Genomic DNA, 25871 nt, shown 5'->3' with positions numbered 1-25871 from the left:
CAGTTATGTCAGGCCGATGGTGGCCAGCACCTGTTGCAGATCGCCGAAGGCATAGATCCGGCGATAGATCACACGCTCCAGCGGCAGCGACACGGCGACGGTGGCGGCAACCGCCAGAATGACGGCGGGCCAGAATGGCAGGCCCAGTTCCTGCGCCATCCAATGGGCGAAGGTGCCGCCCAGAAGGGCAAAGCCGCCATGCGCAAGGTTCACGACCCGCATCAGCCCCATGGTGACCGAAAGACCCACCGAGATCATGAAGAGGATCATCCCGTAGACGACACCGTCCACGGCTATGTTCAGAAGAAGGTTCATAATGTCAGTCCGTTATGGGGACAACGAAGGGCGCGGCGTCTATTGGGTCCAGCCCAGGTCGCCGACGGTCGCGATGACGCCTTTTTCGCGGTTCACCAGCAGGCCGCTGTCGGCGTCACGCTCGACCTCGCGGATATAGACGTTCTGCACGACGGTACGCGTTTCGGGGTCCATCTTGACCGGACCGCGCGGGCTTTCCCATTCCAGATCCAGCGCCGATTGGACGGCCGCCGGGCCATCGCTGCCGGCCGCCGCCACCATCTGATAGATCAGATGCGTGCCGTCATAGGCCCCGACCGAGGCCCAGTTGGGAACGGCATCGGGGTGCAGCTCGGTCAGCTTGGCCTTGAAGTCGTCATTGGCCGCCGAGGCGTGATCGCCCGAATAGTGATAGGCCGTGGTCAGCCCGATGGCCGCATCGCCAAAGCCCTGCAGGTTGACCTCTTCGGTTTCGGCCGTGCCAAGGAACTTGATGCCCGCGTCGGCAAGGCCGTTTTCATTGTAGGTCTTGGTATAGGTGAAGGTCGGCGGCCCGCCCGGCAGGAAGGTAAAGACTGCATCGGGCGCGGCATCGCGGACGCGCTGCACGAAGGGGGTGAAATCGGTGGTCGACAGCGGCATGCGGATGGCGTCGATGACCTCGCCTCCCTGGGCTTCGAAGGCTTGCTTGAAGGCGTTTTCGGCGTCGATGCCCGGCCCGTAATCGCTGACGGTGGTCGCCGCGGTGCGCATCCCCTGCGCATAGGCCCATTCCGCCAGCGGCGCCGAGACCTGCCACAGCGTATAGCTGGTGCGCAGGTAAAACCCGCTTTCCTTGTTGATCGAGGATGTGGCGGCGTTGAAGATGACCGTCGGCGTTTCGCTTTGGTCGATCAGCGGCGCGACGGCCAGCGCGTTGGGCGTGAAGGTGAAGCCTGCCAGGTAATCGACCTGATCCCTGATCAGCAGTTCCTGCGCCAGGCTGCGCGCCTGATCCGGGTTCGGTCCCCCGACGTCCTTATAGACGAACTCGATCTCATGGTCGCCCGCTGTTGTGCCATTCTGCGCGGCATAAGTCTCGATCGCCTGCTGATACTGCTGGCCATAGACTGCGAAAGGCCCGGAAAACGGCGCGATGACACCGACCTTGATGGTATCGCCATACGCCATGCCGGATGCGGCGGTGCAGATCGTGGCGGCAACGACTGTCGAAACGAAACGGTTCATGAAGTCCTCCCTCAATGCCCACATCCCCTCCCAAGGATGCCAGTTGATTACTCAACTAAGCGGAGGATATCGACCGCGGTTGACAAGTCAACTGTTCATTCGGGTGGAGGGGGATGTCAGTCCGGTGGCGTGATGTCTGCGGGTCGGATGCAGGGTCCAGTTCATGGACGTCGGCGGGTTTGTCATTGATCGCGCCGCAGTCGGCGCATTCCGACCGTGCCGTCCCGATCCGTGCTTTCGAATTGGCTTGTCGATTGCCGGATTGAATTGTTTCTGACGACCGGTTTTCTATCGCTGACAATCGCCTGTCCGCTGTTTCGAAATACAAACGGATATCGAATCCATATCCTTACGAATATCTAAAACAGCGCCGACGAATAAAAGCACCGGGGGAGCAGTTGGGGCGCCGTACAATCTTGGCATGCCCCCATGACAACCCCTGATTGCAAGACCTAAACCCGGGTTTCTTACAAGCTGAATTGTACAATCAAAAACCTGCCCTTTTAGATAGGTCTTTGAAACAAAAGCGTAAAATTTTTTGCGGGTTCCATATTATGAATAGACTTATCAAATTTTAACGGTATGTGCTTGAAAGCGGGACAGCGTCGGTCGCGGCCATTTCAGGCCTGATGACCGACCCCGGAACTGGCGGTTCAAGATGCCCTGGCCAGCCCTCCGGTTACGTTTTTCGGTTTGCCTTCGGGGCGCTTTTGGGACGATGATCATGACATATTATTACAAGAAATTCGAGTGGACCGCGTTCACTGAAGCGGACCTGCTGGCCAACGGCAAGAACGGTAGCGATTTCGGCAAGGGCGACTCGTTCGTGATGAGCCACGCCACCGTCAAGATGTTCAACCTATGACAACGACAGCAAACTGTCGGGCGACAGCTGGTACGACTGGTACGACCACTCGGAAGACCGTTCCGGCCAGGACGGCTATGTCAATGGCAAGGCTGTCGGCTGCAAGATGTTCGCCGAACAGTATCACGTCCTGCAAGGCTCGGACGGCAAGACCTATTACATGATCGAAATCAAGATCGAGGGTCATGATTCCGCCGGCGCCGGCAACGGCTATTTCACCTTCTATGGTGCCCAGCCCGCCGCGGGCGTCGAACTGTCGGTTGTGAACACCTGCAACGTCGCCGGGTCGTGGATCGATTATTCCTGCCTTGGCGCGGGCAATTCGGCCCCCCCGAACACCGCCCCGACCTTTACCAACGTGCCCGCAAACGGCGTCTTCTGCGTTGACGAGAACACCAAGCTGGTCGTCGACCTGAACGCCAAGGATGCCGATGGCGACGCGCTGAACTTCTCGCTTGTGGGTGGCGAGGATGCCGGCCTGTTCGAGATCGACGCCCAGACCGGCGTGCTGACCTTCAAGGCGGCCCCCGACTATGAAGCCCCCGGTTCCAAGGACGGCGACAACCTCTACAAGGTCATCGTCGCGGTCGACGACGGCAAGGGCGGCATTTCGCATGCCGAGCTGTCGGTCTGCGTCAAGGACGTGGACGAGCGCCCCAAATGCGTCGTCTATGAAGCCGAGGACATGAAGCTGTCTTGCTATACCGTCAAGAACGCCTCCAGTGCGTCGGGCGGCGAATACATCGCGCTGACCGGCTATAACGGCAGTGCGTCCCAGGTCTTCGGCGGCGCTTCGGGCGAATACGACCTGACGCTGCGCTTCTGGGATGCGGCCCGCGGCGACGGCTATGTCAAGATCCTGGTCAACGGCAAGGAAGTCGGCGTCGCCCGCCTGAACGCTGAAAACAACAAATGGTCCGAGGTCAAGCTCGAGGATCTGAATCTGTCCAAGGGTGATGTCATCACCCTGAAAGGTGCCGGCGTCGGTTGCGAATACGCGATCATCGACAACATCAAGCTGTGCCCCGCAGATCCCGCCATCAAGCCGGGTGCGCTTGAGGGCCGCCTGTTCCTCGACGCCGACAAGAACGGCGTGGACAATGCCGAAGCCGGTGTCGCCGGCGTGACCGTGCAGCTGCTGGACAAAGCCGGCAACGTGGTTGCGACCGCCATCACGGCAGCCGACGGCGGCTATCGCTTTGACGGTCTGCAGCCGGGTGAATACCGCGTCGCCTTCCCGACCGAAGTCGAAGGCCGCGTCCTGACCGATCAGAACGTCGGCACCGACGACCGCATCGACAGCGACGCCAACACCGCCACCGGCATCACCGATGCCGCCATCGTGGCCGAAGGTCAGGTGACCAAGGATGTCGATGCCGGCATCAAGGATCCAAGCAATGCAGCCGTCGAAGGCCGCATCTTCATCGATGCCAACGACAACGCCGTCGACGATGCCGAAGCTGGCGCTGGTGGCGTCACCGTGCGCCTGCTGACCGCAGCTGGTGTCGTGGTCGCGACCACCGTCACCGATGCCGATGGCTCTTATGTCTTTACGGGTCTGGACGCTGGCAAATACGTCGTCGAATTCCCCAAAAGCGTCGATGGCCGCGTGCTGGTCGCCGCCAACGTGGGCGCCGATGACACCATCGACAGCGATGCGAACACCACGACGGGCCGCACCGGCACGATCACCCTCGAGATCGGCGACGTGTCTTCGGACAACGACGCAGGTCTGAAGGATCCGGCAACGGCAAGCCTTGGCAACCTGGTCTTCCTGGACGCCAACAAGGACGGCATCCAGAATGCCTCCGAGGCGGGCGTTCAGGGCGTGGCGGTCACGCTGTTCATGGGTGGCGTCGCGCTGGCCACGACCACGACCGATGCAAGCGGCAACTATCTGTTCACCGGGCTGAAGGCGGGCACCTATACCGTCGGCTTTGCCGAAAAGGCGGGCTTCGACTTCACCGCTGCCAATGTCGGCGCCAACGAGGCGCTGGACAGCGATGCCGATCAGGCGACCGGCATGACCGGACCGATCACCCTGGGCATCGGCCAGACCAACCTGGACGTGGATGCCGGCCTGGTGCTGGAAAACCGCGCCCCCGATGCGATGGACGATGTCGCCAAGACCTGCGCCGACGATGCGGTGACGGTCAACGTGCTGGCCAACGACACCGACCTTGACGGCGACGCCCTGACCATCACTCAGGTCGCGGGTCATGACATCGCCGAAGGCGGTTCGGTCGACGTTGACGGCGTCTCGATCGCGCTGGTCGACGGCAAGCTGGTCTTCGACGGTTCGGCGGCCTATGCCGACCTGACGGTGGGCCAGAAGGCGACCGCGACCTACAGCTATCAGGTTGCCGACGGCGAGGGCGGCTTCGACACCGCCAATGTGGACATGACCTTCTGCGGCGCAAAGAACACCCTGCAGACGATCAAGGACAGCCTGCCCACCAACGGGACCCTGGTCCTGACGGCCGACGCCTCGTTCGACGGCGGCTTCTATGGGGTGACGCTGACGGGCACGGGCGACGATCGCCTTGATGGCAAGTTCTTCGACGTCACCTATTGCGTGTCGGCCTATGAACCGATCCTGCCGAATGTGGTCGTGCCCTATAACATCTATCTGGCCGATGAATCCTCGGTTCCTTCGGGCACCGTTGCACAACCGCAGAACCTGGACATGGTCAACTGGATCCTGAACCAGGGCTTCGAAGACGCCGACAACGGTGACGGCAAGGGTCAGACCTATACCGAGGCCGAAATCCAGGGCGCCATCTGGGGCCTGACCGACAACATCGTCTTCGTGAACAGCGCGATGGGCACTGATGCCAACGCCCGCGAGATCTATGATCTTGCGCTGGCAAACGGCGAAGGTTTCCAGGCGGGCGAAGGCGACATCGTCGGCCTGATCCTTGATCCGACCGCCGCGGCGGAACTGGCTGGCAACAGCCAGCCGCTGATCGTCGGCATCGAATGGGACGCGCTGGAGCAGGACTGCTTCTGCTTCGCCTGATCCGCAAGATCGCGGCGTTCCCGACATGGGGACGCCGCCACGAATTCCGGTCGTCCAAGGGCCGGAACCGGGTCGCCTTCGCAGCGATCCCGCCATTTACAGGACGGCACCTTGGACGGCCGTCCGTTGTTTCGGAGTTCGAACTTATGAAAATGTTCTCGATTGCCGCCGCCGCTGCCAGCATTTCGGCCTTCGCCGCGGGCGTTGCCCATGCAACCGTCCCGGGCTTCGGCCCCCCGCCCCCGTCGGTGACCCCGGTCCCGGAAATCAGCGCCCTGGAAGGCACCGCCGCTCTGGCAGCGCTGGCTGCCATCGTGCTGCTGACCTGGGAGCGTCGCCGCCGCGCCCACTGATCCCGCATTCTATCGGTATCAAGCTTGACAGGCCTGCCATCCGGCGGGCCTGTTCGTCTTAAAACCACCCTTTTCCCGAAGGCCCATGATGAGCGACATGCCCGCCCCCCCGCTTCGTCCACGCGTTGCGCCCTGCGCCTTGGCAGCAGGGCTGCTAGCGTTGGAATTCCTGGTCATCGGGATGATCTTCAAGCATGTCATCGACTTCGATTGCCGGGGGAACTGGGGCATCGCGGCCTGCGGCACCGCCAGCAAAAGCCTTGCCGCGCTTTACTGCATGATTGCCGCCGTCGGACTATTCTCGATGCTGCGGCCCGCGCTGTTCCGGAACCTGCTGATCGACGCGGGACATGATGCGCGGCCTCTGCTGCTGAACCTTGTGGGCTTCGTCCTTGCCATGATCCCGGTTCTGATGCTGCAGGGCGCGACCGGCACCGCGATGATGGCGCCGGCCTTTGCCCTGTGGATCGCGGGCATGGGCCTGATCCTGACGGGTCTTGCTGGATGGCTGGCACCGTGGTCACGCTGGCGCGCATTTCTGGCGCAGACCGGATTTCCCCTGGGTGTCGCGCTGATCGCCAGCGGCCTGGCCCCTGCATTGGCCGTCCGCCTGCAACCGATCTGGCAGATCGAGCGGATCTCGGACGTGACCTTCCGCGTCGTGACCATGCTGATCGAGCCGATGGGCTATGACCTCTATGTCGATCCGGTCCGCAAGCACATCGGCGAGGGGGACTTCATCCTCTCGATCGCCCCCGCCTGTTCCGGGATCGAGGGGATCGCGCTGGTGATGATCTTCGTCAGCCTCTATTTGTGGCTGTTCCGGTCCGAACTGCGTTTCCCCCGTGCCTTTCTGCTGTTCCCGTTCGGCATCGCCGCCAGCATGGTGCTGAACGCGGTGCGCATTGCCGTGCTGCTGCTGATCGGCCTGCACGGCCAGCCCGAACTGGCGGTCGGCGGGTTCCACAGCCACGCGGGCTGGATGATGTTCACCATCGTGGCGCTTGGCATCATCCTGATCGCCCGCCGCGTTCCGGCCCTGCATCGCACCCCGACCCTGAAGGCCGCGCGCACCGCCAGCCTGCCACCGTTGTGGCGTGATCCGGTCGCCGCGCGCATCCTGCCCTTCGCCGTCTTCATGCTGACCGCCGTCGTCGCCCCCGCCATCAGCATGACGCCCGCAATGCTTTATCCCATCCGGGTCATCCTGCTGGCCGCTGCCGTTGCGCTGGTCTGGCCCGTCCTGCGCAACATCGCATGGCGGGTTTCGCCCCTGTCTTGGCTGGCGGGCGGACTGGTAGGGGTGATGTGGGTCCTGATCCCCGTCGCGGCGACCGAGGGTCCCCTGCCCTATGGCACCCTGTCGGGCGGAATGGTCGCCCTGTGGTTCCTGTTCCGCGGCATCGGCACGGTACTGCTGGTTCCCTTGGTCGAGGAGCTGTTCTTCCGCGACTATCTTGAGACCCGCCTGCGCGGATCGGATATCGACAAACCTGCCCCGTTGGCGCGGGTGGTTCTGGCAGCCCTGATCACCGCGGGCCTTTTCGCGGCACTCCATGACCGTTGGGCCGAAGCCTTCATCGCGGGTCTGGTCTTTTCGCTTGTGGCACGCCGCAGCGGCCGCATCTCGGATGCCATCGCGGCCCATGCCGCGGCGAACCTTGTGGTCTTTGCCGTAGCGGCGGCGACGGGGAACCTTGCGATCATCTAGGCGGTCTTTCCTTGGTCCGATCAGGCGGCGCAAAGGGGCCTTGCAGGAAGCCTTGGCCCCAAAGGTTCACGGCATCACCCAAGGACCCCCTAGGAACCTTGGCCCTGCGCCACCGGACCGCACCCACCGGACCGCAACGGCGCAAGGGGCGGATGGACGTCGCAAACAGACCAGCCGATGGCGCAAATGTCGGGGCACGTTCGGCGATCCCTGCCAGACTGCGCGAAAACGGGGCCGGTCGAAGGGAAAGCCAGCGTGATCAGCGTTCTATCGTCAGTCTGGGCACTTCTTGTCGGGGTCGTGCTGATCATGCTGGGCAACGGCATGCATTTCACCTTAATCGGCCTGCGTGGCGGGATCGAGGGCTTTACCTCGGTCGAGCTGGCCATCGTCACCTCGGGCTATTTCGTGGGGTTCCTGTCGGGCGCGCGGCTGACGCCGGTGATGATCCGGCGCGTGGGGCATGTGCGGGTCTTTGCGGCCTTGGGCAGCTTCACCTCGGCGGGGCTGATCGCCCTGCCCCTGATGACCGAGCCTTGGGCCTGGACCATCCTGCGCGCGCTGATCGGCTTTTGCATGTCGGGCATCTATGTCGCGGCGGAAAGCTGGCTGAATGCGGCCTCGACCAACCAGACGCGGGGCAAGGTGCTGTCGGCCTATATGATCGCGCAGACGCTTGGCATCATTGGGGCGCAGGCGCTGCTGACCTTTGGCGATGCGGGCAATTCGGCGCTGTTCATCGTGGCCTCGATCCTTGTTTCGATCTCGTTCGCGCCGATCCTGCTGTCGGTGGCCCCCGCCCCCGTGGTCGAGGTCGCCCGCCCCATGTCGATGACCGCCCTGATGAAGGCCGCGCCGCTTAGCACCGTGGGGATCTTCCTGCTGGGCAGCGTCTATGCCACGCAATCGGGGATGGCGGCCGTCTTCGGGACCAAGATCGGCATGACGGCATCGCAGATCGCACTGTTCGTGGCGATGCTGTTCGCAGGGGCGCTGGTGCTGCAATACCCCATCGGCTGGCTGTCGGACCGCATGGACCGCCGCAAGCTGATCTTCGGTGCCGCAGCCCTTGGGGCGATCTGTTGCGCCCTTGGTGGCATGGTCGAGGGCGCGCTGTGGCCGATGATGGGCGCGGCCTTCTTCGCGGGTGGCGTCACGACACCGCTTTATGCGCTGTTTCTGGCCTATACCAACGACGCCCTTTCGACCGAGGACATGCCGGCGGCCTCGGGCGGGTTGGTCTTTACCTTCGGGATGGGGGCGATCGCGGGCCCGGTCGTGACGGGTTGGGCGATGCAGGGGTTGGGACCGGGGGCGTTCTGGACGGTGCTGGGTGCGCTGTTCACCACCATCGCCATCTATGCCCTGTACCGCATGACGCAGCGGGCGACGGTGCCCGTGGCGCAGACGGAAAGCTATCTTGGCGTCCTGCCCACGACATCGCCGGTCGCCGTCGAGGCCGCAGGCGCATGGGCCGCCGAACAGGCCGAGGCGTCCGAGACCCCGTGATCGCCTGACCGTCCCCGACGCGACGCTCAATGGAAGTCGCGGCTTGGGAACAGATGGCGCGCCTGATCGCGTGGATGGCGCGGGCCGCCGCGCATGCTGCCTCCGACGGGGCGGCGGGTTTCATCGGCACGTCCGTCGTTCACCTGCAGCGTGACGGGATGGCCCAGCTGCGACAGGCGGGGTGACAGATCCTCGATCCGTTCGGCGATGACATGGACGACCTGCCCGTCGCGCTGGACGCGGCCATGAACCCGCAGCAGCCGCCCCGTGACCACCTGTTTGCGAAAGGCTTCGTAGACCTTGTTCCAGACGACGACATTGGCGTTGCCGGTCTCATCCTCCAACGTCAGGAAGATCACGCCGGATGCCGTGCCGGGGCGTTGACGCGTGATGACCAGCCCCGTGACCGAAATGCGCCCCGACACCTGTCCCAACCGTTCATGGGGCACGCAGCCGGGCAGATCGGGGCGCAGCAGTTCCAGTGGATGGGCACGGAGGGACAGACGCAGGGACACGTAATCCTCGACGACCTCTTGGCCCAGGGACATGGTCGGCAGGATCACCTGCGGTTCATCCCCGCCTTCGCCGTCCAACCCAAACAGCGGCAGGGGTTTCGGCGCGTTCAACGCCTTGGCGGCCCACAGTGCATCGCGCCGCGTCATCCCAAGGGCGGCAAAGGCATCGGATTCGGCCAGCCGCTCCAGCGTGGCGGGCGGCACGCCGGCGCGGCGCCACAGGCTCTCGACATCGGAATAGCCGTTGCCGCGCGCTGCCCCGATCCAAGCGGCGTCTTCCGATTTCATGCCGCGGATCAGGCGGAACCCAAGACGGATGGCCAGCGATCCATCCTGGCGCGGCTCGACCGTGCAATCCCAATCGGAATGGTTGACCGATACCGGACGCACCTCGACCCCACGGTCGCGGGCATCGCGGACCAGCTGGGCGGGGGCATAGAACCCCATCGGCTGGCTGTTCAGCAGCGCGCAGGTGAAGATCGCCTGATGGTGGCACTTCAGCCAGGCCGAAACATAGACCAGCCGCGCAAAACTGGCCGCATGGCTTTCGGGAAAACCGTAGCTGCCGAACCCTTCGATCTGGGCAAAGCAGCGCTGCGCGAAATCGGCGTCATAGCCGCGCGACAGCATCCCCGACACGAAGCGGTCGCGAAAGCTGCTGATGGTGCCCATCCGCTTGAAGGTCGACAGCGACCGGCGCAGGCGGTCGGCCTCGGAAGGGGTAAAGCCCGCCGCAACCACGGCGATCTGCATGGCCTGTTCCTGAAACAACGGCACGCCATAGGTGCGGCCCAGAACCTCCATCATCTGGGGGCCAAGGTCCTGAATGGGCTCGCGGCCCTGACGGCGATTGATGAAGGGATGCACCATGCCGCCCTGAATGGGGCCGGGACGGACGATGGCGACCTCGCAGACCAGATCGTAAAAGGCGCGTGGCAGCATGCGCGGCAGAAAGTTCAGCTGCGCGCGGCTTTCGACCTGAAAGACCCCCACCGCATCGGCGCGGCACAGCATGTCATAGACGGCGGGATCCTCGGGCGGGATGTTGGCCAGCGTCAGGTGGCGGGCGCGGTGATCGGCCAGCAGGGCAAAGGATTTGCGGATCGCCGTCAGCATCCCAAGCGCCAGGATGTTAACCTTTAGCAGGCCAAGCGTGTCGATGTCGTCCTTGTCCCATTCGATGATGGTCCGCCCCTCCATCGCGGCATTCTCGATGGGGCAGAGTTCGTCCAGCCGATCGCGGGTGATGACGAAGCCGCCGACATGCTGGGACAGGTGGCGGGGAAAGCCGATGATCTGGGAAATCAGCCAGGCCGTCTGGCGCAGCCGCCGGTCACGCGGGTCCAGCCCCGCATCGCGCAACCGGTCGTCGCCCGGCGCCGCCGAGGACCAGCCCCAGATCTGCCCCGTCAGCCGCGCCACCACGTCCTGCGACAGGCCCATGACCTTACCCACCTCGCGGATGGCGGCGCGCGACCGGAAATGGATCACCGTCGCCGTCAGCCCGGCGCGTTCGCGACCGTATTTCTGATAGATCCACTGGATCACCTCCTCGCGCCGTTCATGTTCGAAATCGACGTCGATATCGGGGGGCTCGCCCCGGTCCTTGCTGATGAAGCGTTCGAAGATCAGCGTGATGGATTCGGGCGGCACCTCGGTGATGCCCAGCAGATAGCAGACCACCGAATTGGCAGCCGACCCCCGCCCCTGACACAGGATGCCCCGGCTGCGGGCAAAGGCCACGATGTCATGGACGGTCAGAAAATAGGGGGCGTATTCCATGTCGGCGATCAGGGCCAATTCCTTGCCGATGCCGTCCAGTACCTTTTGCGGCGCGCCTGCCGGATACCTCCATGCCACGCCTTCGCGGGTCAGGCGTTCCAGCCGCTGCTGGGCGGTCTCGGAGCCGCTGGCCTCTTGCGGATACTGGTAGCGCAGATCGTCCAGCGCAAAGGTGCAGCGCGCGGCGATCTGGGTACTGCGGTTCAGCGCCGCGGGATAGCGGTGGAACATCCGCGCCATCTCGGCCCCAGATTTCAGGCGGCGTTCGGCATTGGGCAGGCGGGCGCTGCCGATATTGTCGATGGTCCGGCCAAGGCGCAGGCAGGTCAGCACATCGGCCACGGGACGACGATAGGCGCGGTGCATCAACGCATCCCCCACCGCCACCATCGGCAGCCCCGTTGTCGCCGACACTTGCGCCAGCGCATCCAGCCGCCCCTGATCGCGCCCGTCATAGCGTGGTGCCGCGCCAAGAAAGGCATGGCCCGGAAAGCGCCGCGCCATCGCCAGCAGGTCATCCTTGTCGAGGCCTTCGCCCAAAGGGTCGGGTGACAGCGCGATCAGTACCATGCCCGCCCCCCATTCGGCCAGATCGGCGCGGGTCAGATGGCATTCACCCTTGGGTGCCCGGCGCTTGCCCAGTGACAGCAGACGCGTCAGCCGGGTCCATGCCGCCAGATCGGTCGGCAGCGCGATCCATTCGACCGCGCTGTCGCCCAACACCAGTTGACTGCCCGCAATCAGACGCGGCAGATCGGCGCCCGGCAGTTCGGGCGCGGGGGTCTGGCCGGTGAAATGTGGCACCACCTGACGGCTGGAATGGTCGGTGACGCGCTGCGAGCGGATGATGGGGCCGGCCTCGGACTGAAGGCGGCGCAGTTCCTTCAAGGCGGAAAAGGCCCGCACCACCCCCGCGACGGAATTGCGGTCGGTGATGGCGATCGCCTCGAGGCCCAGTTCGGCGGCGCGGGTGACCATTTCCTCGGGGTGGGAGGCGCCGGTCAGGAAGGTGAAATTCGTCGTCACGCAAAGTTCGGCATAGCGGACATGGGGGGCGGTCATGCGAATTCCCCCGCCACCTGCCAGCCGGGGTCCTGAGGCGTGTGGAACAGCCACAGCCGCGGCCCCTGATGCGTCTGGATGCGCCAGTAGTCGCGCAGGCCCGAGCGCCAGTCGGGATCATCCAGCCACCATTCCGGCGCAATCCGTTCCGGCCCCGCCGCGCGCAGCGTCGTCAGCACCTGCCCCTGCCATGCAAAGCCCGCGGGGGGCGTGCCGGGGCGCGGGTCGGATGTGGGCGCGACGGGGCGCGGCGGAAACAAACGCAGGGGGCGCGCAGGACCGGTCCCGCCGAACCCGCGCGCCGCGCAGGAATAGGCGGCTGCGGCCAGCTGGAAGCTGCGTTCGGGGATCAGGCTGTCCATCGGCAGGAACCGCAGCACCGCATCGAACCCCAACCGGTTGCCCAATCGCGACAGCAGGTCGGCCATCGCATCTGCGCCCTGCCCTGCCTGCCCCATGACGATCTGACCGGGCGCAAGGGCCTCGGTGACAGGGGCGGTCAGGCGCATCGCCTCGATTCCGAAACCGGCGTCGATGTCGTCCAGACCGCGCGCGAACAGGGCGGCCATGCGGTCCGGATCGCGCATGGCGCGGGCCAGACCGATCTCGACCGTCAGGGTTTCGCGATCGACGCGCGACAGATCCAGCCGCAGGCGACGCGCGCCATGCTGATGGTGGGACAGGTGATCGCACAGCCGGCCCAGCAGGCGTTCCAGCCCCGCCATGACATCCGCCGTCAGCCCGATCGGTTCGGGCAGGGTCAGGCGCACGCCGAAATGCGGAGCCTCGGGCTCGGCAGCGACGGGTTCGGGCTGATGGCCCAGCAGCTGGTCCAGCCGCATCATCAGATCGACCCCGAAGCGGCGGGCCAGCGGCCCACGCGGCAGTGCCGCCAGATCGGCCACATGGGTCAGACCCGCGCGCCCCAAGGCCGCAGCCGTCGCGGCATCGATACGCAGCGCCTGCACCGGCAGATGCATCACCCCCTGCATCAGCTGCCCGTCCGCCACAATCCCCCCGCCATGACGGGCCAGCGCATGGGCCGCCGCCCGCGTTCCCGCGATGCCCGCGACGGCGGAAAGCCCCGCCCGCGCCAACCCGTCGTGCAGATCGGCCAGCAGCTCGGCCTCGCCCCCGAACAGATGGGCCGCGCCGGTGATATCGGCCAGCAGCCCGTCATCGCCATCCCGCGCCACCAGCGGCGAATAGCGCATCGCCCATCGGCGCAGGCTGGCCAGCGCGGCTGCCTCGGCCACCGGATCGGCGGGACGGGTGCAGAGGTCGGGGCAGATGGCGCGGGCATTGGCCAGCGCCATGCCCCGGTGCAGCCCATGCTGTTGGGCGTCGGCGTTCAGGCAGTGCAGCTGATCGGCATTGCCCACGCGGCGGACAAGGGCAAAGGGCCCTTCGACGGGGCGGCGACGCTGGCTGGCCTCGCTTGCCAGCCGTAGAAACCAGATGCCAAGCAGCCGCCGTCCCATGATCCTTTCCCATCCATTGCTTTTTGTTCACTATACGTTCTCATTACGGAACATCTTTCCGCAAGTCGAGTCCAGCATTTCCGCATCTGCAGACTTTACTTGTATGGAAGTATGGCATACTTCGAGGCACAGGAGGCCCCATGTCCGAACACACGATCCTGTCCCGTCCCGCGTCCACCGCCCAGCAAGTCCATGACTGGCTGTATCAGCGCATCATCCGCGGTGATCTGGCCCCCGGCGCCCGCCTGTCGGAAACCGAGATCGCCGAGACCATCGGCCTGTCCCGCCAGCCCGTCCGCGAGGCGTTTATCCGTCTGGCCGGCGAAGGGCTGGCCGAGATCAAGCCGCAGCGTGGCACCTATATCGGCAAGATCTCGATCCGCGCGGTCCTCTCGGCCCGTCTGATCCGCGAGGCTGTGGAGAGCGATCTGGCCCGCATGGTGGCCGATGCCCGCCCCGATCTGACCGCGATGCAGGCCGAGATGGAAGTCCAGAACCGCACCGATAAGGCAGGCGATGTGGCCGAATTCATCGCCTCGGACGACCGCTTCCATCAGGCCATGGCGCTGGCCGCCGGTCAGCCCGCCGTCTGGCAGGATCTTGAGCGGCTGAAATCGCAGATGAACCGCTTGCGGCATATGTCGATGCGCGTCTTCGACCGCAGTCAGACCATCGCCCAGCACCGCGCCATTCTGGATGCGCTGCTGGCGGGCGATGCCGATGCGGCGGAAACCGCCATCCGCACCCATCTGCGCCAGATGCTGGCCGAGCTGCCGGAAATGGCCGCAGCCCACCCCGACTTCTTTACCGACTGAAAGGCACCCGATGCGACAGACCTGGCGCTGGTTCGGCCCGAACGACCCCGTATCCATCGACGACATGCTGCAGGCCGGCGTGCAGGGCGTTGTGTCCGCCCTGCACCATATGCCGACCGGACAGCTCTGGACGCCCGACCAGATCCGCCTGCGTCAGGACCAGATCGCCACCATGCGCGACGGCACCCCTTCGGGTCTGGCATGGGAGGTCGTCGAAAGCCTGCCCGTCTCCGAGGCGATCAAAACCCAGACCGGCGACTGGCGGGCGCATGTTAACAATTGGATCACCTCGATGCGGAACCTGCATGCGGCGGGCATCCGGGTGATCTGCTACAACTTCATGCCGGTGCTGGACTGGACGCGGACCGATCTGCAATGGCGCAGGCCCAATGGCGCGCGTTGCATGCGGTTCGATCTGACCGATTTCGCCGCCTTCGACCTGCACATCCTGGAACGCCCCGGCGCGACGGACGACATCCCGCAGGATCTGCAGGAGGCAGCCGCCCGCCGCTTTGCGGATATGGATGATGCACGTCGCAGGCAATTGGCGGGCAACGTAGTCTTCGGCCTGCCCGGCGCCGCCGAACACATGACGATGCAGGACGTGCGCGACCACCTTGCCAGCTATGCCAAGGTCACCGATCCGGTGCTGCGCGGCAATTTCCATGCATTCCTTGAACTGGTCGCGCCCGTCGCGCAGGACCTCGGGATGCGCCTGTGTTGCCATCCCGACGATCCGCCCTTCCCGCTGCTGGGCCTGCCCCGCGTCATGTTGACCGAGGCCGATTTTGCCGAACGCATCGACGCCGTCGATCTGCCCGCCAATGGCATCACCCTGTGCTCTGGCTCTCTTGGCGCACGGCATGACAATGATCTGGCGGGCATGATGCGGCGCTTGGGCGACCGGGTGCATTTCCTGCACCTGCGCAACGTCCGCCGCGACGGCGACACCATCCCCGCATCCTTCTTCGAGGATGAACATCTGGGCGGCCAGACCGACATGGTGGCCCTGATCCAGGCGGTGGTCGAGCAGGAGGCCGCCCGCCGCGCCGCCGGTCGCGACGACGCCGTCATCCCCATGCGCCCCGATCACGGACAGGACATTCTGGACGACATCGGCCGTGGCGGTCAGCCCGGCTATCCCGCCATCGGTCGCCTGAAGGGCCTGGCCGAACTTCGCGGCGTCGAGGCCGCATTGACCCATCGAAAGGACCGCTGACATGACACGCATCATCTCGATCGGCGAGGCCATGGTCGAGCTGTCGGCAAGCGATCAGCCCGATCTGTGGCGCCTTGGCGTGGCAGGCGACACGCTGAACACCGCCTGGTATCTGCGCCAACTGATGCCACGCGACTGGCAGATCGATTATCTGACCCGCGTCGGCACCGGCGAATTTTCTCAGAAGCTGCTGGATTTCCTGCACGTCGAAGGCATCGGCACCGACCATATCGCCCGCGACCCCGAGCGCGAGATCGGCCTCTATGCCATCAGCCTGAAGGACGGCGAACGCAGCTTTTCCTATTGGCGCGACAGTTCGGCGGCGCGCAGGCTGGCCGATGATCCGGGCGCGCTGGCCCGTGCACTGCAAGGGTCGCGCATGGCCTATCTGTCGGGGATCACGCTGGCGATCCTGCCCGAAGACGGCCGCGCAAGCCTGATGCAGGCGCTGGCGGATGCGCGCGATGCGGGCACCACCGTGGTCTTTGATCCGAACCTGCGGCCCCGGTTGTGGAAGGACAGCGACACCATGTGCCATGTCATCCAGCAGGCGGCCTCCCATGCCGACCTGATCCTGCCCAGCTTCGACGATGAGGCCGTCCACTTCGGCGATACGAACGTGCAGGCCACCATCGACCGCTATCTGGCCGTCGGTGCGGGCCATGTCGTGGTCAAGAACGGCGGCGGTCCGATGGGCTTTGACGGAGCGCATGGCAAGGGCACCCTGCCCGACCTGCGTCCCGAACCGGCAGTGGACACCACCGCCGCGGGCGACAGCTTCAACGCGGGCTATCTGGCGGCCTGGCTGCAGGGGGCGGATTGCCATGCGGCGATCATGGCGGGCCATGCCCTCAGCCGCCGGGTGATCCAGCATCGCGGGGCGCTGGTGCCGCAGGCCGTGGGTTAGACCACGGCCCCGATCTGCCAGGGCAGGAATTCGTTGTCGCCCAGCCCCAAGGCCTCGCTTTTCGTTTCCTGCCCCGAGGCGACATCAAGGATCATCGCCACGATCTGGCGGGCCTTGTCCTGCAAGCTGACACCCGACAGGATGTCGCCGCAGTTCAGGTCCATGTCATCGCGCATCGCGGCATAAAGCGCGTCATTCGTCGCCAGCTTGATGGTCGGTGCGGGCTTTGAGCCAAAGGCCGAGCCGCGCCCGGTGGTGAAGACGATCAGCTGCGCCCCGCCCGCGATCTGGCCCGTGGCCGAGACGGGATCATAGCCGGGCGTGTCCATGAAATTCAGCCCCGGCGAGGTGATGGGCTCGCCATATTCCAGAACCGCGTTCAGGGGGGTCGCACCGGCCTTGGCCACTGCGCCCAGTGATTTTTCCAAGATCGTCGTCAGCCCGCCGGCCTTGTTGCCGGGGCTAGGGTTGTTGTCCAGGGACGCGCCGTTGCGGGCGGCGTAATCCTCCCACCAGCGCAGGCGGGCCAGCAGTTTGTCTGCCAGTTCGGGACGCGAGACGCGGTCCAGCAGCAGGCGTTCTGCACCAAAGATCTCGGGCGTTTCGGACAGCACGACCGATGCGCCCTGCGCCGCCAGCATGTCGCAGGCCACCCCAAGCGCCGGGTTCGCTGTGATCCCCGAAAACCCGTCCGAGCCGCCACATTGCAGCCCAATCCGCAGCACCGACGCTGGCGCGGGCACACGCCGCGCCTGATCGACCTGCGGCAGCATCTGCCGCACGCGGTCCTTGATGGCATCGATGGTGCGCCGCGTGCCGCCGTTTTCCTGAATGGTCAGTCCGTGGAAGCGCGCGGCCTGGCCCAATTCGCGCTTCATGCGGGAAATCTGCATCACCTCGCAGCCAAGGCCCACGAACAGCGCCGCGCCCACATTGGGATGGCCCGCATGGTCGGTCAGCACGCGTTGCAGCGCCTGCCAGCCCGGCCCGCTGTCGGCCATGCCGCAGCCCGTCCCGTGCGCGAAGGCCACCACGCCATCGACATGCGGGTAAGCATCCAGCGCCCCTTCGATCCGCAATTCCTCGGCTGCGCGCCGGATGACGGTGGCGGAACAATTGACCGTCGCCACCAGCGCGATGAAGTTGCGCGTCCCGACCTGCCCGCCGTCGCGGTGATAGCCTTGAAAGACCATCCCATCGGCCTGATGCGCCTTCAACGCCGCCTGCGCTTTGGTCAGCACGGAACCGGGGCGATAGTCGCGATCATGTTCGCCAAAAGCGCAATTATGGCTGTGGACGTGATCGCCCGTGGCGATATCCGCCGTGGCATAACCGATGGTCTGGCCGTATTTCATCACCGCCTGCCCCTGCGCGATGTCTGCACGGGCGATCTTGTGTCCGGCAGGGGCGATGCCCTTTTCGGTCAGGATCGCTACGTTGTCAGCGGGGTTCAGAACCAGTGGGTCACGCATCGGCCGCGGCCTGTGCCGCCCCCTTGTCGCACAGCGCCCTCAGTGCGCCAGTCAGGTCACGTGCAAAGCCCGCGTCGTCCCGCAGGGCTGCCGGAAATACCTGCTCCAACGCCAGAAAACCCGCGACCGTTTCAGCCGGATCATCGCGCCACAGGGCGGCCAGCTGGTCCGCCATCGGGTCTTTGACGTCAATCGCCTGCCCCGCCAGATCGACCCCCGAGACATATCGCATCCATGCCGCCACCGCCAAGGTCAGCGCCGGCACGGAGCGGCCCGCAGCGCGACCCTCGGCGATGGTGCCAAGGATGCGCTGCGGCAGCTTCTGGCTGCCATCCATGGCGATCTGCCATGTGCGGTGCCGGATGGCGGGGTTGGCATAGCGGTCGTGCAGCGCATCGGCATAGGCTGCCAGATCCTCGCCCGGTGGCGGGGTCAGGGCCGGGATGATTTCATCGCGCCACAGCTTGCGGACGAAAGTGGAAAATATCGGATCGGCGATCGTGTCGGCAATTTTCTGATGCCCCGCCAGATACCCCAGATAGGCCAGCGAGGAATGGGTGCCGTTCAGCATCCGCAGCTTCATGTGTTCGAAGGGCGTGACATCCGCGACCAGCTGCACCCCTACGGCGCCCAAGTCGGGACGGTCGCCGCCCACGAAATCATCCTCGACCACCCATTGGCGGAAGGGTTCGTGCATCACGGGGGCTTCGTCGCGCTGGCCGGTCAGTTCAGCCACGCGTTCGATATCCTGCGCGCTGGTCGCGGGCACGATGCGGTCCACCATGGTCGAGGGGAAGCGCCCTTCCGCCGCGATCCAATCCGCCAGATCAGGGTCGATCAGCCCCGCCAGTTCCAGCACCACGCCGCGCAGGACATGCCCGTTTTCCGGCAGGTTGTCGCAGCACAGGACTGTAAAGGGTGCGATGCCCGCCGCACGACGCAGCGCCAAGGCGCGGACCAGAAAACCCGGGGCCGAACAGGGCAGCGGGTCGTCCAGATCATGCCGGATATCGGGGTGATCGGTATTCAGCCTGCCGGTCGAGGGTTCATGGCAATAGCCCTTTTCCGTCACCGTCAGGCTGACGATGCGGACGGCGGGATCGGACATCGCCTGCAGCACGGCCTGCGGGTTTTCGGGCGCGACCAGCACGTCGCGCAGGACGGTCATGACCTGCGGGCGTTCGCCGTCCGGTGCCAGTTCCACCGCCGTATAGGCCCAGCCCTGCGGGCGCAACTTGTCGCGCGTGCCCGGCGACTTCAGCGACACGCCGATGATGCCCCAATCGCCGCCCGAAGCTGCCATCGCCTCGGACACATAAATCGCCCCATGGGCGCGGAAAAACGCCCCAAGGCCCAGATGGACGATGCCAGCGGGGGCATCGGACGGGGTGTGATGCAGTCTATCGTGCAAGCCAGCCTCCATCGACGTTCAGGATCGCGCCGTTGATGTAGTCGGATGCAGGCGCTGCCAGGAAGACGGCGGTCTGGCCGATATCCTGGGCCTTGCCCCATCGGCCTGCGGGGATGCGGTCAAGGATGGCGCGGGACCGGTCGGGGTCGGCGCGCAAGGCCTCGGTGTTGTTGGTCTCGATATAGCCCGGAGCGATGGCGTTGACGTTCAGGCCCTTGGCGGCCCATTCGTTGGCCATCAGCTTGGTCAACCCCGCCACGCCATGCTTGCTGGCGGTATAGGAGGGGACGCGGATCCCCCCCTGAAACGACAGCAGGCTGGCGATATTCACGATCTTGCCCATGCCCCGCGGCAGGGCGGCGCGTGCAAACGCCTGACAGGTAAAGAACAACGCCTTGGCATTCACGTCCATGACATCGTCCCAATCGGCCTCGGAGAAATCGACGGCGTCGTCGCGGCGGATGATGCCTGCATTGTTCACCAGGATGTCGATGCGCTGATCGGCAAAGACATCGCGCGCGGCCATCGGGTCGGCAAAGTCCAGACGCATCGCGCGCCCCGACCCCATCAGGGCCAGCGTTTCATCGCAATCGCGGCGTCCGGCGGCGATGACATCGGCCCCCGCCTGCGCCATGGCAACGGCGATCGCCTGACCGATGCCGGTATTGGCACCGGTCACAAGGGCGGTGCGGCCTTCCAGCGAAAAGGGGCTCAACGCATATCCTCCGGCTGGATGAAGTCCATGTCGGTGTAATCGACATTGTCGCCCGCCATCGCCCAGATGAAGGTATATCCGCCGATGCCCGCGCCCGAATGGATCGACCAGGTCGGCGACAGGACGGCCTGTTCATTGGCAACGAACAGGTGACGTGTTTCCTGCGGTTCGCCCATCAGATGCAGGACACGCGATTCCGGTGCCATGCCATGATACAGATACGCCTCCATCCGGCGGTCGTGGACATGGCTGGGGATGGTGTTCCAGACCGAGCCGTCTTCCAGCGTGGTATAGCCCAGAACCAACTGGCAGCTTTCCATGACCAGCGGGTGGATGAACTGCTTGATGGTACGCTTGTTGCTGGTCTCGACGGCGCCCATGTGGACGTGCTTGGCCTCGGCCACGGTGATCAGGCGGCAGGGCAGCGCGCGATGCGCAGGCGCCGAGGTGATATAGAACCGCCCCTGCCCCGAAAACGTCACCGGCCCGGACCCCATTCCCAGATACAGCACGTCGCCCTGCTGCATGTCCCACGACTGATCGCCCGCAGCGACCGTGCCGTCGCCGCCGATATTGACGATGCCCATCTCGCGGCGGTCCAGAAAATCGGGGGTCTTGGTTTCCTCGATCCGGTCCAGCGTCAGGGACGCCCCGGCAGGCACCGCGCCGCCCACGACAAAGCGGTCATAATGGGTATAGGTCAGGCGGATCTGGCCATCCTGAAACAGTCCCTCGACCAGGAAATTCTGGCGCAGGGCGTCGGTGTCCATCGTCTTGGCGTGGGCCGGGTGAATGGCATGGCGGGTTTCGACTTGGGTCACGGAAGGTCCTTTCACAGAAAATCGTCGCGGCGGGGGGTGAAGCTGTCGATCAGCTGCCCCGCCTCGAGGCACAGGCAGCCGTGTTCGGCGCCCGAAGGGATCACGAAGGCATCGCCCGGCCCGACCTCGAAGTCGCGGCCGTCCTGAGTGAAGCGATAGCGCCCCGATTGAACATAGGTGGATTGCACATGCGGATGGCTGTGCAGCGCGCCCCGGTCGCCCGCCGCAAAGGCAAAGCGGACGACCATCAATTCGGGCGAATGGGCTAGAACAGTGCGGATGGGATCGCTCATTTGAACACCGAAGGCAGCCAGAGGGACAGGGCGGGCACATAGGTGACCAGCATCAGCGTCAGGAACGCCGCGCCATAGAAGGGCCAGATCGTGCGCATTGCCTGCCAGATGCTGATGCGCCCGACCGCGCAGCCGACGAACAGCACCGCCCCCACGGGTGGCGTGCAAAGCCCGATGCCCAGGTTCAGGATCAGGATGACGCCGAAATGCACCGGATCGACACCGAAGGCCTGCGCCACCGGCAGGAAGATCGGCGTGGTGATCACGATCAGCGGCGACATGTCCATGAAGGTGCCAAGGATCAGCAGGATCACGTTCATCAGCAGCAGAATGACCAGCGGATTGTCCGACACGCTTTGCAAGAAGGCGACCAGTTGCGCGGGCACCCGCAGATAGGCCAGCAGCCAGCCGAAGCATGCGGCGCAACCGATGACCAGCAGCACCATGGCGGTGGTGCGGACGGCGCCCTTGGTAGCCTCGACGAATTCCGACCACGGCAGGCTGCGATAGACCAGCGCCGTGATCAGCAGCGCATAGACCACCGCGATGTTGCTGCTTTCCGAGGCGGTGAAGACCCCCGACCGGACGCCGCCAAAGATGATGGCGATCAGGATCAGCCCCGGCAGCGCGGATACGAACAACGTACCCAGCATCCGCAGACCGGGGAAGGGTTCGGTCGGATAGCCCTTCTTGCGGGCGACATACCAGGCGGCCCCCATCAGCATCAGCGCCAGCAGCATCCCGGGCAGGATGCCCGCGGTGAACAGGTCGGCAATCGACAGACGGCCACCTGCGGCGATGGAGTAGATGATCATATTGTGGCTGGGCGGGATCATCAGCGCGATGATGGAACTGACGACCGTGATGTTGACCGCGTAATCGACGTCATAGCCGCGTGCCTTCATCTGCGGCACCATCAGCCCGCCGACCGCGCTGGCATCGGCTGCGGCCGAACCCGACACGCCGCCGAACATCAGGCTGGCCATGATGTTGACCTGTCCCAAGCCCCCACGCATGTGCCCGACCATCGCCCCGGCCAATGCCACCAGCCGCCGCGCGATATCGCCGCGCACCATCAGGTCGCCCGCGAAGATGAAGAAGGGGATGGCCATCAGCGCAAAGACGGAAATGCCGCTGTTCAGGCGCTGAAAGACCACCACCGGCGGCAGCCCCAGATAGAGGATGGTAAAAAAGCTGGCCGCGCCAAGGCAGAAGGCCACCGGCGTGCCGATCAGCAAAAGCGTGGTGAAGCTGCCGAAAAGGATCCAAAGTTCCATCGTGTCATTCCTTGCCGGATTTCAGGACGTCCAGCGCGGCGGGGCCTTCGGCCACTCCGTCCAGCTGGCCATCGGCGGCGTCGTCCATTTCACCAAAGCGGGCGGTCTTCATGCCGACGGCGCGGCGCAGGATGCGCTCGACCGAGAACAGCACCAGCAGGACGCCACCCCCGACCAGCGGCGCAAAGTCCCACAGGCGGGAAATGCCCAGGCCCGGCACGACGCCCGATGCAACGCGCTCTGCCAGCTGCCAGCCATACCAGGCCATGCCAAAGCCGAAGGCCGTGACGACCAGATCGGACAGGCTGTGGAACCATGGGCGCCAACTGGCCGGGACCAGCATCAGCCCGACATCGAAAGACAGGTGATACCCCTCTTTGACGCCGACGGCGGCGCCAAGAAAAATGAACCAGCCCATCAGCATGACGCTGGCAGGTTCGGCCCAGAACAGGCTGCTGCCGATCACATAGCGGAAGACCACCTGTGCAAAGACGAAGGCGGTCATCAGCACCAGCCCGATGCCTGCCAGCCACAGGCCCGCGGTGGCGACAGCCCCCGTCATCCGGGCAAGCCGGATCAATCCATCTCGCATGGCGCGTTCCCTTCAAGGTTCGAAAAGGGCCGCCCGCGGGTCACGCGGGCGGCCGAATGTCACTGCGTGTCCTGGATGCGCTTGACCAGATCCTGCGCGTCGGGCGTGGTGACGTATTTTTCATAGACCGGGGCCATGGCCTCGATGAACGGGGTCTTGTCGATCTCGGTGATGATCTCGGACCCCGAGGCGATGACCTTTTCCTGCGATGCCTCTTCCTGCGCGGCCCAAAGGTCGCGCTGGACGGTGGCCGAATTGCGGGCGGCTTCGCGCAGGATGGCCTGATCTTCCGGGGTCAGCTTGTCCCAGCTGAGCTTGGACATCGCCACCAGTTCCGGCACCATCAGGTGTTCGTCCAGCGTGAAGTATTTCGCCACTTCGGAATGGCCCGAACTGTCATAGCTGGGGAAGTTGTTTTCCGCCCCGTCGATGACGCCCGTCTGGATGCTGGAATAGACCTCGCCGTAAGGCATCGGCGTGGCATTGGCACCAAGTGCCGACATCATGTCCACGAAGACGTCGTTCTGCATGACGCGGAACTTCATCCCCTTCAGATCCTCGATCGAGGTGATGGGCTTTTGCGAGTTGTAGAAGCTGCGCGATCCGCCATCGTAATAGGCCAGCGCGATCAGGTCGTTCTGCTCGAAGCCGGCGCCGATTTCGTCACCGATGGGGCCGTCCATCACGGCATGCATGTGATCGACCGACCGGAACAGATAGGGCAGCGACGTCAGCTGCGTGACCGGCACGATGTCGTTGAACGACCCGAAGCTGGCGCGCACCATGTCGATGACGCCGAACTGGGTCTGTTCGATGGTGTCCTTTTCCTCGCCCAACTGGGACGATGGGAACACCTCGATGCAAATACGGCCGTCGGTCTTTTCCATGACCTCGGCGGCCATCGCCTTGACACCTTCCACTGTCGGATACCCGTCGGGGTGCGTGTCCGAGGACCGCAGCGTGATCTCGCACGCGCCGGCAAGGCTGGCCGAGCACATCAGCCCGGCAATCGTTGACATCAGGAACTTCATCTTATCCTCCCAAATAAGCGGTTCAGAGTTTATAGGCCTGTTTTGCAAGCCCATAGGTCAGGTCACGCGCCACCTCGGGGGCCTCGTCTTCCGCAAGACGACCCGTGGCGACCAGCGTGGCCAGATAGGAACAATCCACCCGGCGCGCGACATCGTGGCGCGCGGGGATCGAACAGAAGGCGCGGGTGTCGTCGTTGAACCCGACCGTGTTGTAAAAGCCCGCCGTTTCGGTGGTCATCTCGCGGAAGCGGCGCATCCCTTCGGGGCTGTCATGGAACCACCATGCGGGACCAAGCCGCAGACAGGGCCAGACACCGGCCATGGGGGCCAGTTCGCGGGCATAGGCAGTTTCATCCAGCGTAAAGAGGATCACCGTCAGGCGCGGGTCCATCCCGACCGCATTCAGCAGCGGGCGGAGGGCGGTCACGTAATCGGTGCGGCCGGGGATATCGAAACCCTTGTCGCGGCCGAACATCGCCATCACTTGGTCGGAATGGTTCCGGCGCGATCCGGGATGGATCTGCATGACCAGCCCGTCCTCAAGGCTCATCCTTGCCATCTCGGTCAGCATGTGACCGCGGAAGGCGTCGGCTTCTTCTGCGGTGCATGTGCCATGCAGGGCCTTGGTGAACAGGGCGGCGGCATCGGCCTGCGGCAGATCCTCGGTCCGGGCGCTGGCGTGGCCGTGATCGCTGGAGGTCGCGCCATGTTCGATGAAGAACGCCCGCCGTGCCCGATGCGCATCCAGATATCCCGCCCATGTGGTCGTATCGAAGCCGGTCTGCTGGCCCATCAGGGCGACATTATCGGCAAAGCCCGCCATTTCGGGATCGATGACCCCGTCGGGGCGATAGGCGGTGATGACCCTCCCCTGCCAGCCGCTGTCGCGGATCATCGCGTGCCAGCGCAGGTCGTCGGTGGCGGCCTCGGTCGTGGCGATGGCCTCGATGTTGAAGCGTTCGAACAGCGCGCGGGGGCGGAATTCCGGCTTGGCCAGCGCTTCCGCGATATGGTCGTAATACAAATCCGCCGTCTTGTCCGACAGGCGCCGGTCGATGCCAAAGACGTCCTGGAACGCATGGTCCAGCCACATGCGCGACGGCGTGCCCCGCAGCAGATGATAGTGCTGGGCGAACCGATGCCAGATGCGGCGCCCGTCGGTCTCGGTCAGACCGCCATCCACCCGCGGCACGCCCAGGTCGGTCAGCGGCACCCCCTGCGAACACAGCATCCGGAAAACATAGTGATCGGGGGTCACGAACAGCTGGGCGGGATCCGGAAAGGCCTGATCTTCGGCGAACCAGCGCGGATCGGTATGACCATGCGGGGACAGGATCGGCAGCACCTTCACGCCCTCATAGAGGTCGCGCGCCATGTCCCGAACGCCGGGATCGGTTGGAAAAAGCCTGTCTTCGTGCAAAAGCGCCACCAGTTGTTCCCCTGCCCTGCTTGCCTTGGCTGTGATCAACTAATATGCTAGTTTACAAAACGCGTCAACAG

General features: G+C 64.8%; 21 protein-coding genes. 8 read left to right on the top strand and 13 right to left on the bottom strand.

All coding sequences use genetic code 11. From position 1 onward, the window contains the following. Window positions 1-3 precede the first annotated feature (3 nt). Window positions 4-315: a hypothetical protein gene (locus SJY40_RS04455; RefSeq protein ID WP_378943221.1), complete on the bottom strand. Its 312-nt coding sequence runs from the start codon at window positions 313-315 to the stop codon at window positions 4-6. A 39-nt stretch (window positions 316-354) separates the two neighbouring features. Further along, on the bottom strand, window positions 355-1521 hold the full coding sequence (locus SJY40_RS04450; RefSeq protein ID WP_378943219.1) for an ABC transporter substrate-binding protein: 1167 nt from the start codon (window positions 1519-1521) through the stop codon (window positions 355-357). A 724-nt stretch (window positions 1522-2245) separates the two neighbouring features. On the opposite strand from SJY40_RS04450, the gene SJY40_RS04445 reads away from it, so the two are divergent. From SJY40_RS04445 to SJY40_RS04425, 5 genes are all read left to right on the top strand, one after another. After that, window positions 2246-2386 carry a hypothetical protein gene (locus SJY40_RS04445; protein WP_378943216.1) on the top strand — a complete coding sequence of 47 codons (141 nt, stop codon included), beginning with the start codon at window positions 2246-2248 and terminating at the stop codon, window positions 2384-2386. Between the two features lie 106 nt (window positions 2387-2492). Next, a complete protein-coding gene (locus SJY40_RS04440) occupies window positions 2493-5405 on the top strand; it encodes an SdrD B-like domain-containing protein (RefSeq protein WP_378943214.1) in 2913 nt (970 codons plus the stop codon). Window positions 5406-5551: 146 nt separating this feature from the next. Then, window positions 5552-5758, top strand: a complete 207-nt coding sequence (locus SJY40_RS04435; protein WP_378943211.1) for a hypothetical protein — start codon at window positions 5552-5554, stop codon at window positions 5756-5758. A gap of 88 nt (window positions 5759-5846) precedes the next feature. After that, window positions 5847-7469, top strand: a complete 1623-nt coding sequence (xrtE, locus tag SJY40_RS04430) for an exosortase E/protease, VPEID-CTERM system (RefSeq protein WP_378943209.1) — start codon at window positions 5847-5849, stop codon at window positions 7467-7469. A gap of 255 nt (window positions 7470-7724) precedes the next feature. Then, the gene (locus SJY40_RS04425; protein ID WP_378943206.1) at window positions 7725-8978 is read left to right on the top strand and encodes an MFS transporter; all 1254 of its coding nucleotides are present in this window, start codon (window positions 7725-7727) and stop codon (window positions 8976-8978) included. Window positions 8979-9004: 26 nt separating this feature from the next. On the opposite strand, the gene SJY40_RS04420 is transcribed toward SJY40_RS04425, so the two are convergent. Continuing rightward, window positions 9005-12337: an error-prone DNA polymerase gene (locus tag SJY40_RS04420; protein WP_378943204.1), complete on the bottom strand. Its 3333-nt coding sequence runs from the start codon at window positions 12335-12337 to the stop codon at window positions 9005-9007. After that, entirely contained in the window at window positions 12334-13818 is a 1485-nt protein-coding gene (locus SJY40_RS04415; RefSeq protein ID WP_378943201.1) for a Y-family DNA polymerase, read from the bottom strand. Before SJY40_RS04415 ends, SJY40_RS04420 begins: the two co-directional genes overlap by 4 nt. Window positions 13819-13958: 140 nt before the next feature. On the opposite strand from SJY40_RS04415, the gene SJY40_RS04410 reads away from it, so the two are divergent. Genes SJY40_RS04410 through SJY40_RS04400 form a run of 3 tightly spaced genes read left to right on the top strand, consistent with a single transcriptional unit; the run spans window position 13959 to window position 16759 of the window. Beyond that, window positions 13959-14633 (top strand): GntR family transcriptional regulator, encoded by a 675-nt coding sequence (locus SJY40_RS04410; protein WP_378943198.1) that lies wholly within the window; start codon window positions 13959-13961, stop codon window positions 14631-14633. Between the two features lie 10 nt (window positions 14634-14643). After that, on the top strand, window positions 14644-15852 hold the full coding sequence (gene uxuA, locus SJY40_RS04405; protein WP_378943196.1) for a mannonate dehydratase: 1209 nt from the start codon (window positions 14644-14646) through the stop codon (window positions 15850-15852). Window position 15853: 1 nt separating this feature from the next. Then, on the top strand, window positions 15854-16759 hold the full coding sequence (locus SJY40_RS04400) for a sugar kinase (protein WP_378943193.1): 906 nt from the start codon (window positions 15854-15856) through the stop codon (window positions 16757-16759). Here SJY40_RS04400 and SJY40_RS04395 read toward each other — a convergent pair. From SJY40_RS04395 to uxaC, 9 genes are read right to left on the bottom strand one after another with little or no spacing between them, the layout of a single operon-like run. Then, complete coding sequence (locus SJY40_RS04395; RefSeq protein WP_378943191.1) at window positions 16756-18231, bottom strand: UxaA family hydrolase; 1476 nt, start codon at window positions 18229-18231, stop codon at window positions 16756-16758. The genes SJY40_RS04400 and SJY40_RS04395 overlap by 4 nt on opposite strands. Next, complete coding sequence (locus SJY40_RS04390; RefSeq protein ID WP_378943188.1) at window positions 18224-19654, bottom strand: mannitol dehydrogenase family protein; 1431 nt, start codon at window positions 19652-19654, stop codon at window positions 18224-18226. The genes SJY40_RS04395 and SJY40_RS04390 overlap by 8 nt, the downstream gene beginning before the upstream one ends. After that, window positions 19632-20357 (bottom strand): 2-dehydro-3-deoxy-D-gluconate 5-dehydrogenase KduD, encoded by a 726-nt coding sequence (gene kduD / locus SJY40_RS04385; protein WP_378943185.1) that lies wholly within the window; start codon window positions 20355-20357, stop codon window positions 19632-19634. Before kduD ends, SJY40_RS04390 begins: the two co-directional genes overlap by 23 nt. After that, window positions 20354-21178 carry a 5-dehydro-4-deoxy-D-glucuronate isomerase gene (gene kduI, locus SJY40_RS04380; RefSeq protein WP_378943182.1) on the bottom strand — a complete coding sequence of 275 codons (825 nt, stop codon included), beginning with the start codon at window positions 21176-21178 and terminating at the stop codon, window positions 20354-20356. The genes kduD and kduI overlap by 4 nt, the downstream gene beginning before the upstream one ends. Window positions 21179-21189: 11 nt before the next feature. Further along, window positions 21190-21471, bottom strand: coding sequence for a cupin domain-containing protein (locus SJY40_RS04375; protein ID WP_378943180.1), 282 nt, complete (start codon window positions 21469-21471; stop codon window positions 21190-21192). After that, complete coding sequence (locus SJY40_RS04370; RefSeq protein ID WP_378943177.1) at window positions 21468-22748, bottom strand: TRAP transporter large permease; 1281 nt, start codon at window positions 22746-22748, stop codon at window positions 21468-21470. Before SJY40_RS04370 ends, SJY40_RS04375 begins: the two co-directional genes overlap by 4 nt. A gap of 4 nt (window positions 22749-22752) precedes the next feature. Further along, complete coding sequence (locus tag SJY40_RS04365) at window positions 22753-23340, bottom strand: TRAP transporter small permease (RefSeq protein ID WP_378943174.1); 588 nt, start codon at window positions 23338-23340, stop codon at window positions 22753-22755. A 59-nt stretch (window positions 23341-23399) separates the two neighbouring features. After that, on the bottom strand, window positions 23400-24359 hold the full coding sequence (locus SJY40_RS04360) for a TRAP transporter substrate-binding protein (RefSeq protein WP_378943172.1): 960 nt from the start codon (window positions 24357-24359) through the stop codon (window positions 23400-23402). A 34-nt stretch (window positions 24360-24393) separates the two neighbouring features. After that, window positions 24394-25800: a glucuronate isomerase gene (gene uxaC / locus SJY40_RS04355; RefSeq protein WP_378943169.1), complete on the bottom strand. Its 1407-nt coding sequence runs from the start codon at window positions 25798-25800 to the stop codon at window positions 24394-24396. Between the last annotated feature and the right edge of the window lie 71 nt (window positions 25801-25871).

Source organism: Paracoccus sp. R86501 (assembly GCF_042466435.1).
Taxonomy (GTDB): Bacteria; Pseudomonadota; Alphaproteobacteria; order Rhodobacterales; family Rhodobacteraceae; genus Paracoccus.
The sequence above is the reverse complement of the archived record's forward strand: the minus strand, read 5'-3'. Positions and strand labels throughout refer to the sequence as shown.

Excerpts from the sequence above, each read along its gene's own strand:
- SJY40_RS04455 (WP_378943221.1), bottom strand. The coding sequence starts at position 315 with ATGAACCTTCTTCTGAACATAGCCGTGGACGGTGTCGTCTACGGGATG.
- SJY40_RS04450 (WP_378943219.1), bottom strand. The coding sequence starts at position 1,521 with ATGAACCGTTTCGTTTCGACAGTCGTTGCCGCCACGATCTGCACCGCC.
- SJY40_RS04445 (WP_378943216.1), top strand. The coding sequence starts at position 2,246 with ATGACATATTATTACAAGAAATTCGAGTGGACCGCGTTCACTGAAGCG.
- SJY40_RS04440 (WP_378943214.1), top strand. The coding sequence starts at position 2,493 with ATGTTCGCCGAACAGTATCACGTCCTGCAAGGCTCGGACGGCAAGACC.
- SJY40_RS04435 (WP_378943211.1), top strand. The coding sequence starts at position 5,552 with ATGAAAATGTTCTCGATTGCCGCCGCCGCTGCCAGCATTTCGGCCTTC.
- xrtE (WP_378943209.1), top strand. The coding sequence starts at position 5,847 with ATGAGCGACATGCCCGCCCCCCCGCTTCGTCCACGCGTTGCGCCCTGC.
- SJY40_RS04420 (WP_378943204.1), bottom strand. The coding sequence starts at position 12,337 with ATGACCGCCCCCCATGTCCGCTATGCCGAACTTTGCGTGACGACGAAT.
- SJY40_RS04415 (WP_378943201.1), bottom strand. The coding sequence starts at position 13,818 with ATGGGACGGCGGCTGCTTGGCATCTGGTTTCTACGGCTGGCAAGCGAG.
- SJY40_RS04410 (WP_378943198.1), top strand. The coding sequence starts at position 13,959 with ATGTCCGAACACACGATCCTGTCCCGTCCCGCGTCCACCGCCCAGCAA.
- uxuA (WP_378943196.1), top strand. The coding sequence starts at position 14,644 with ATGCGACAGACCTGGCGCTGGTTCGGCCCGAACGACCCCGTATCCATC.
- SJY40_RS04400 (WP_378943193.1), top strand. The coding sequence starts at position 15,854 with ATGACACGCATCATCTCGATCGGCGAGGCCATGGTCGAGCTGTCGGCA.
- SJY40_RS04395 (WP_378943191.1), bottom strand. The coding sequence starts at position 18,231 with ATGCGTGACCCACTGGTTCTGAACCCCGCTGACAACGTAGCGATCCTG.
- SJY40_RS04390 (WP_378943188.1), bottom strand. The coding sequence starts at position 19,654 with ATGGAGGCTGGCTTGCACGATAGACTGCATCACACCCCGTCCGATGCC.
- SJY40_RS04375 (WP_378943180.1), bottom strand. The coding sequence starts at position 21,471 with ATGAGCGATCCCATCCGCACTGTTCTAGCCCATTCGCCCGAATTGATG.
- SJY40_RS04370 (WP_378943177.1), bottom strand. The coding sequence starts at position 22,748 with ATGGAACTTTGGATCCTTTTCGGCAGCTTCACCACGCTTTTGCTGATC.
- SJY40_RS04365 (WP_378943174.1), bottom strand. The coding sequence starts at position 23,340 with ATGCGAGATGGATTGATCCGGCTTGCCCGGATGACGGGGGCTGTCGCC.
- SJY40_RS04360 (WP_378943172.1), bottom strand. The coding sequence starts at position 24,359 with ATGTCAACGATTGCCGGGCTGATGTGCTCGGCCAGCCTTGCCGGCGCG.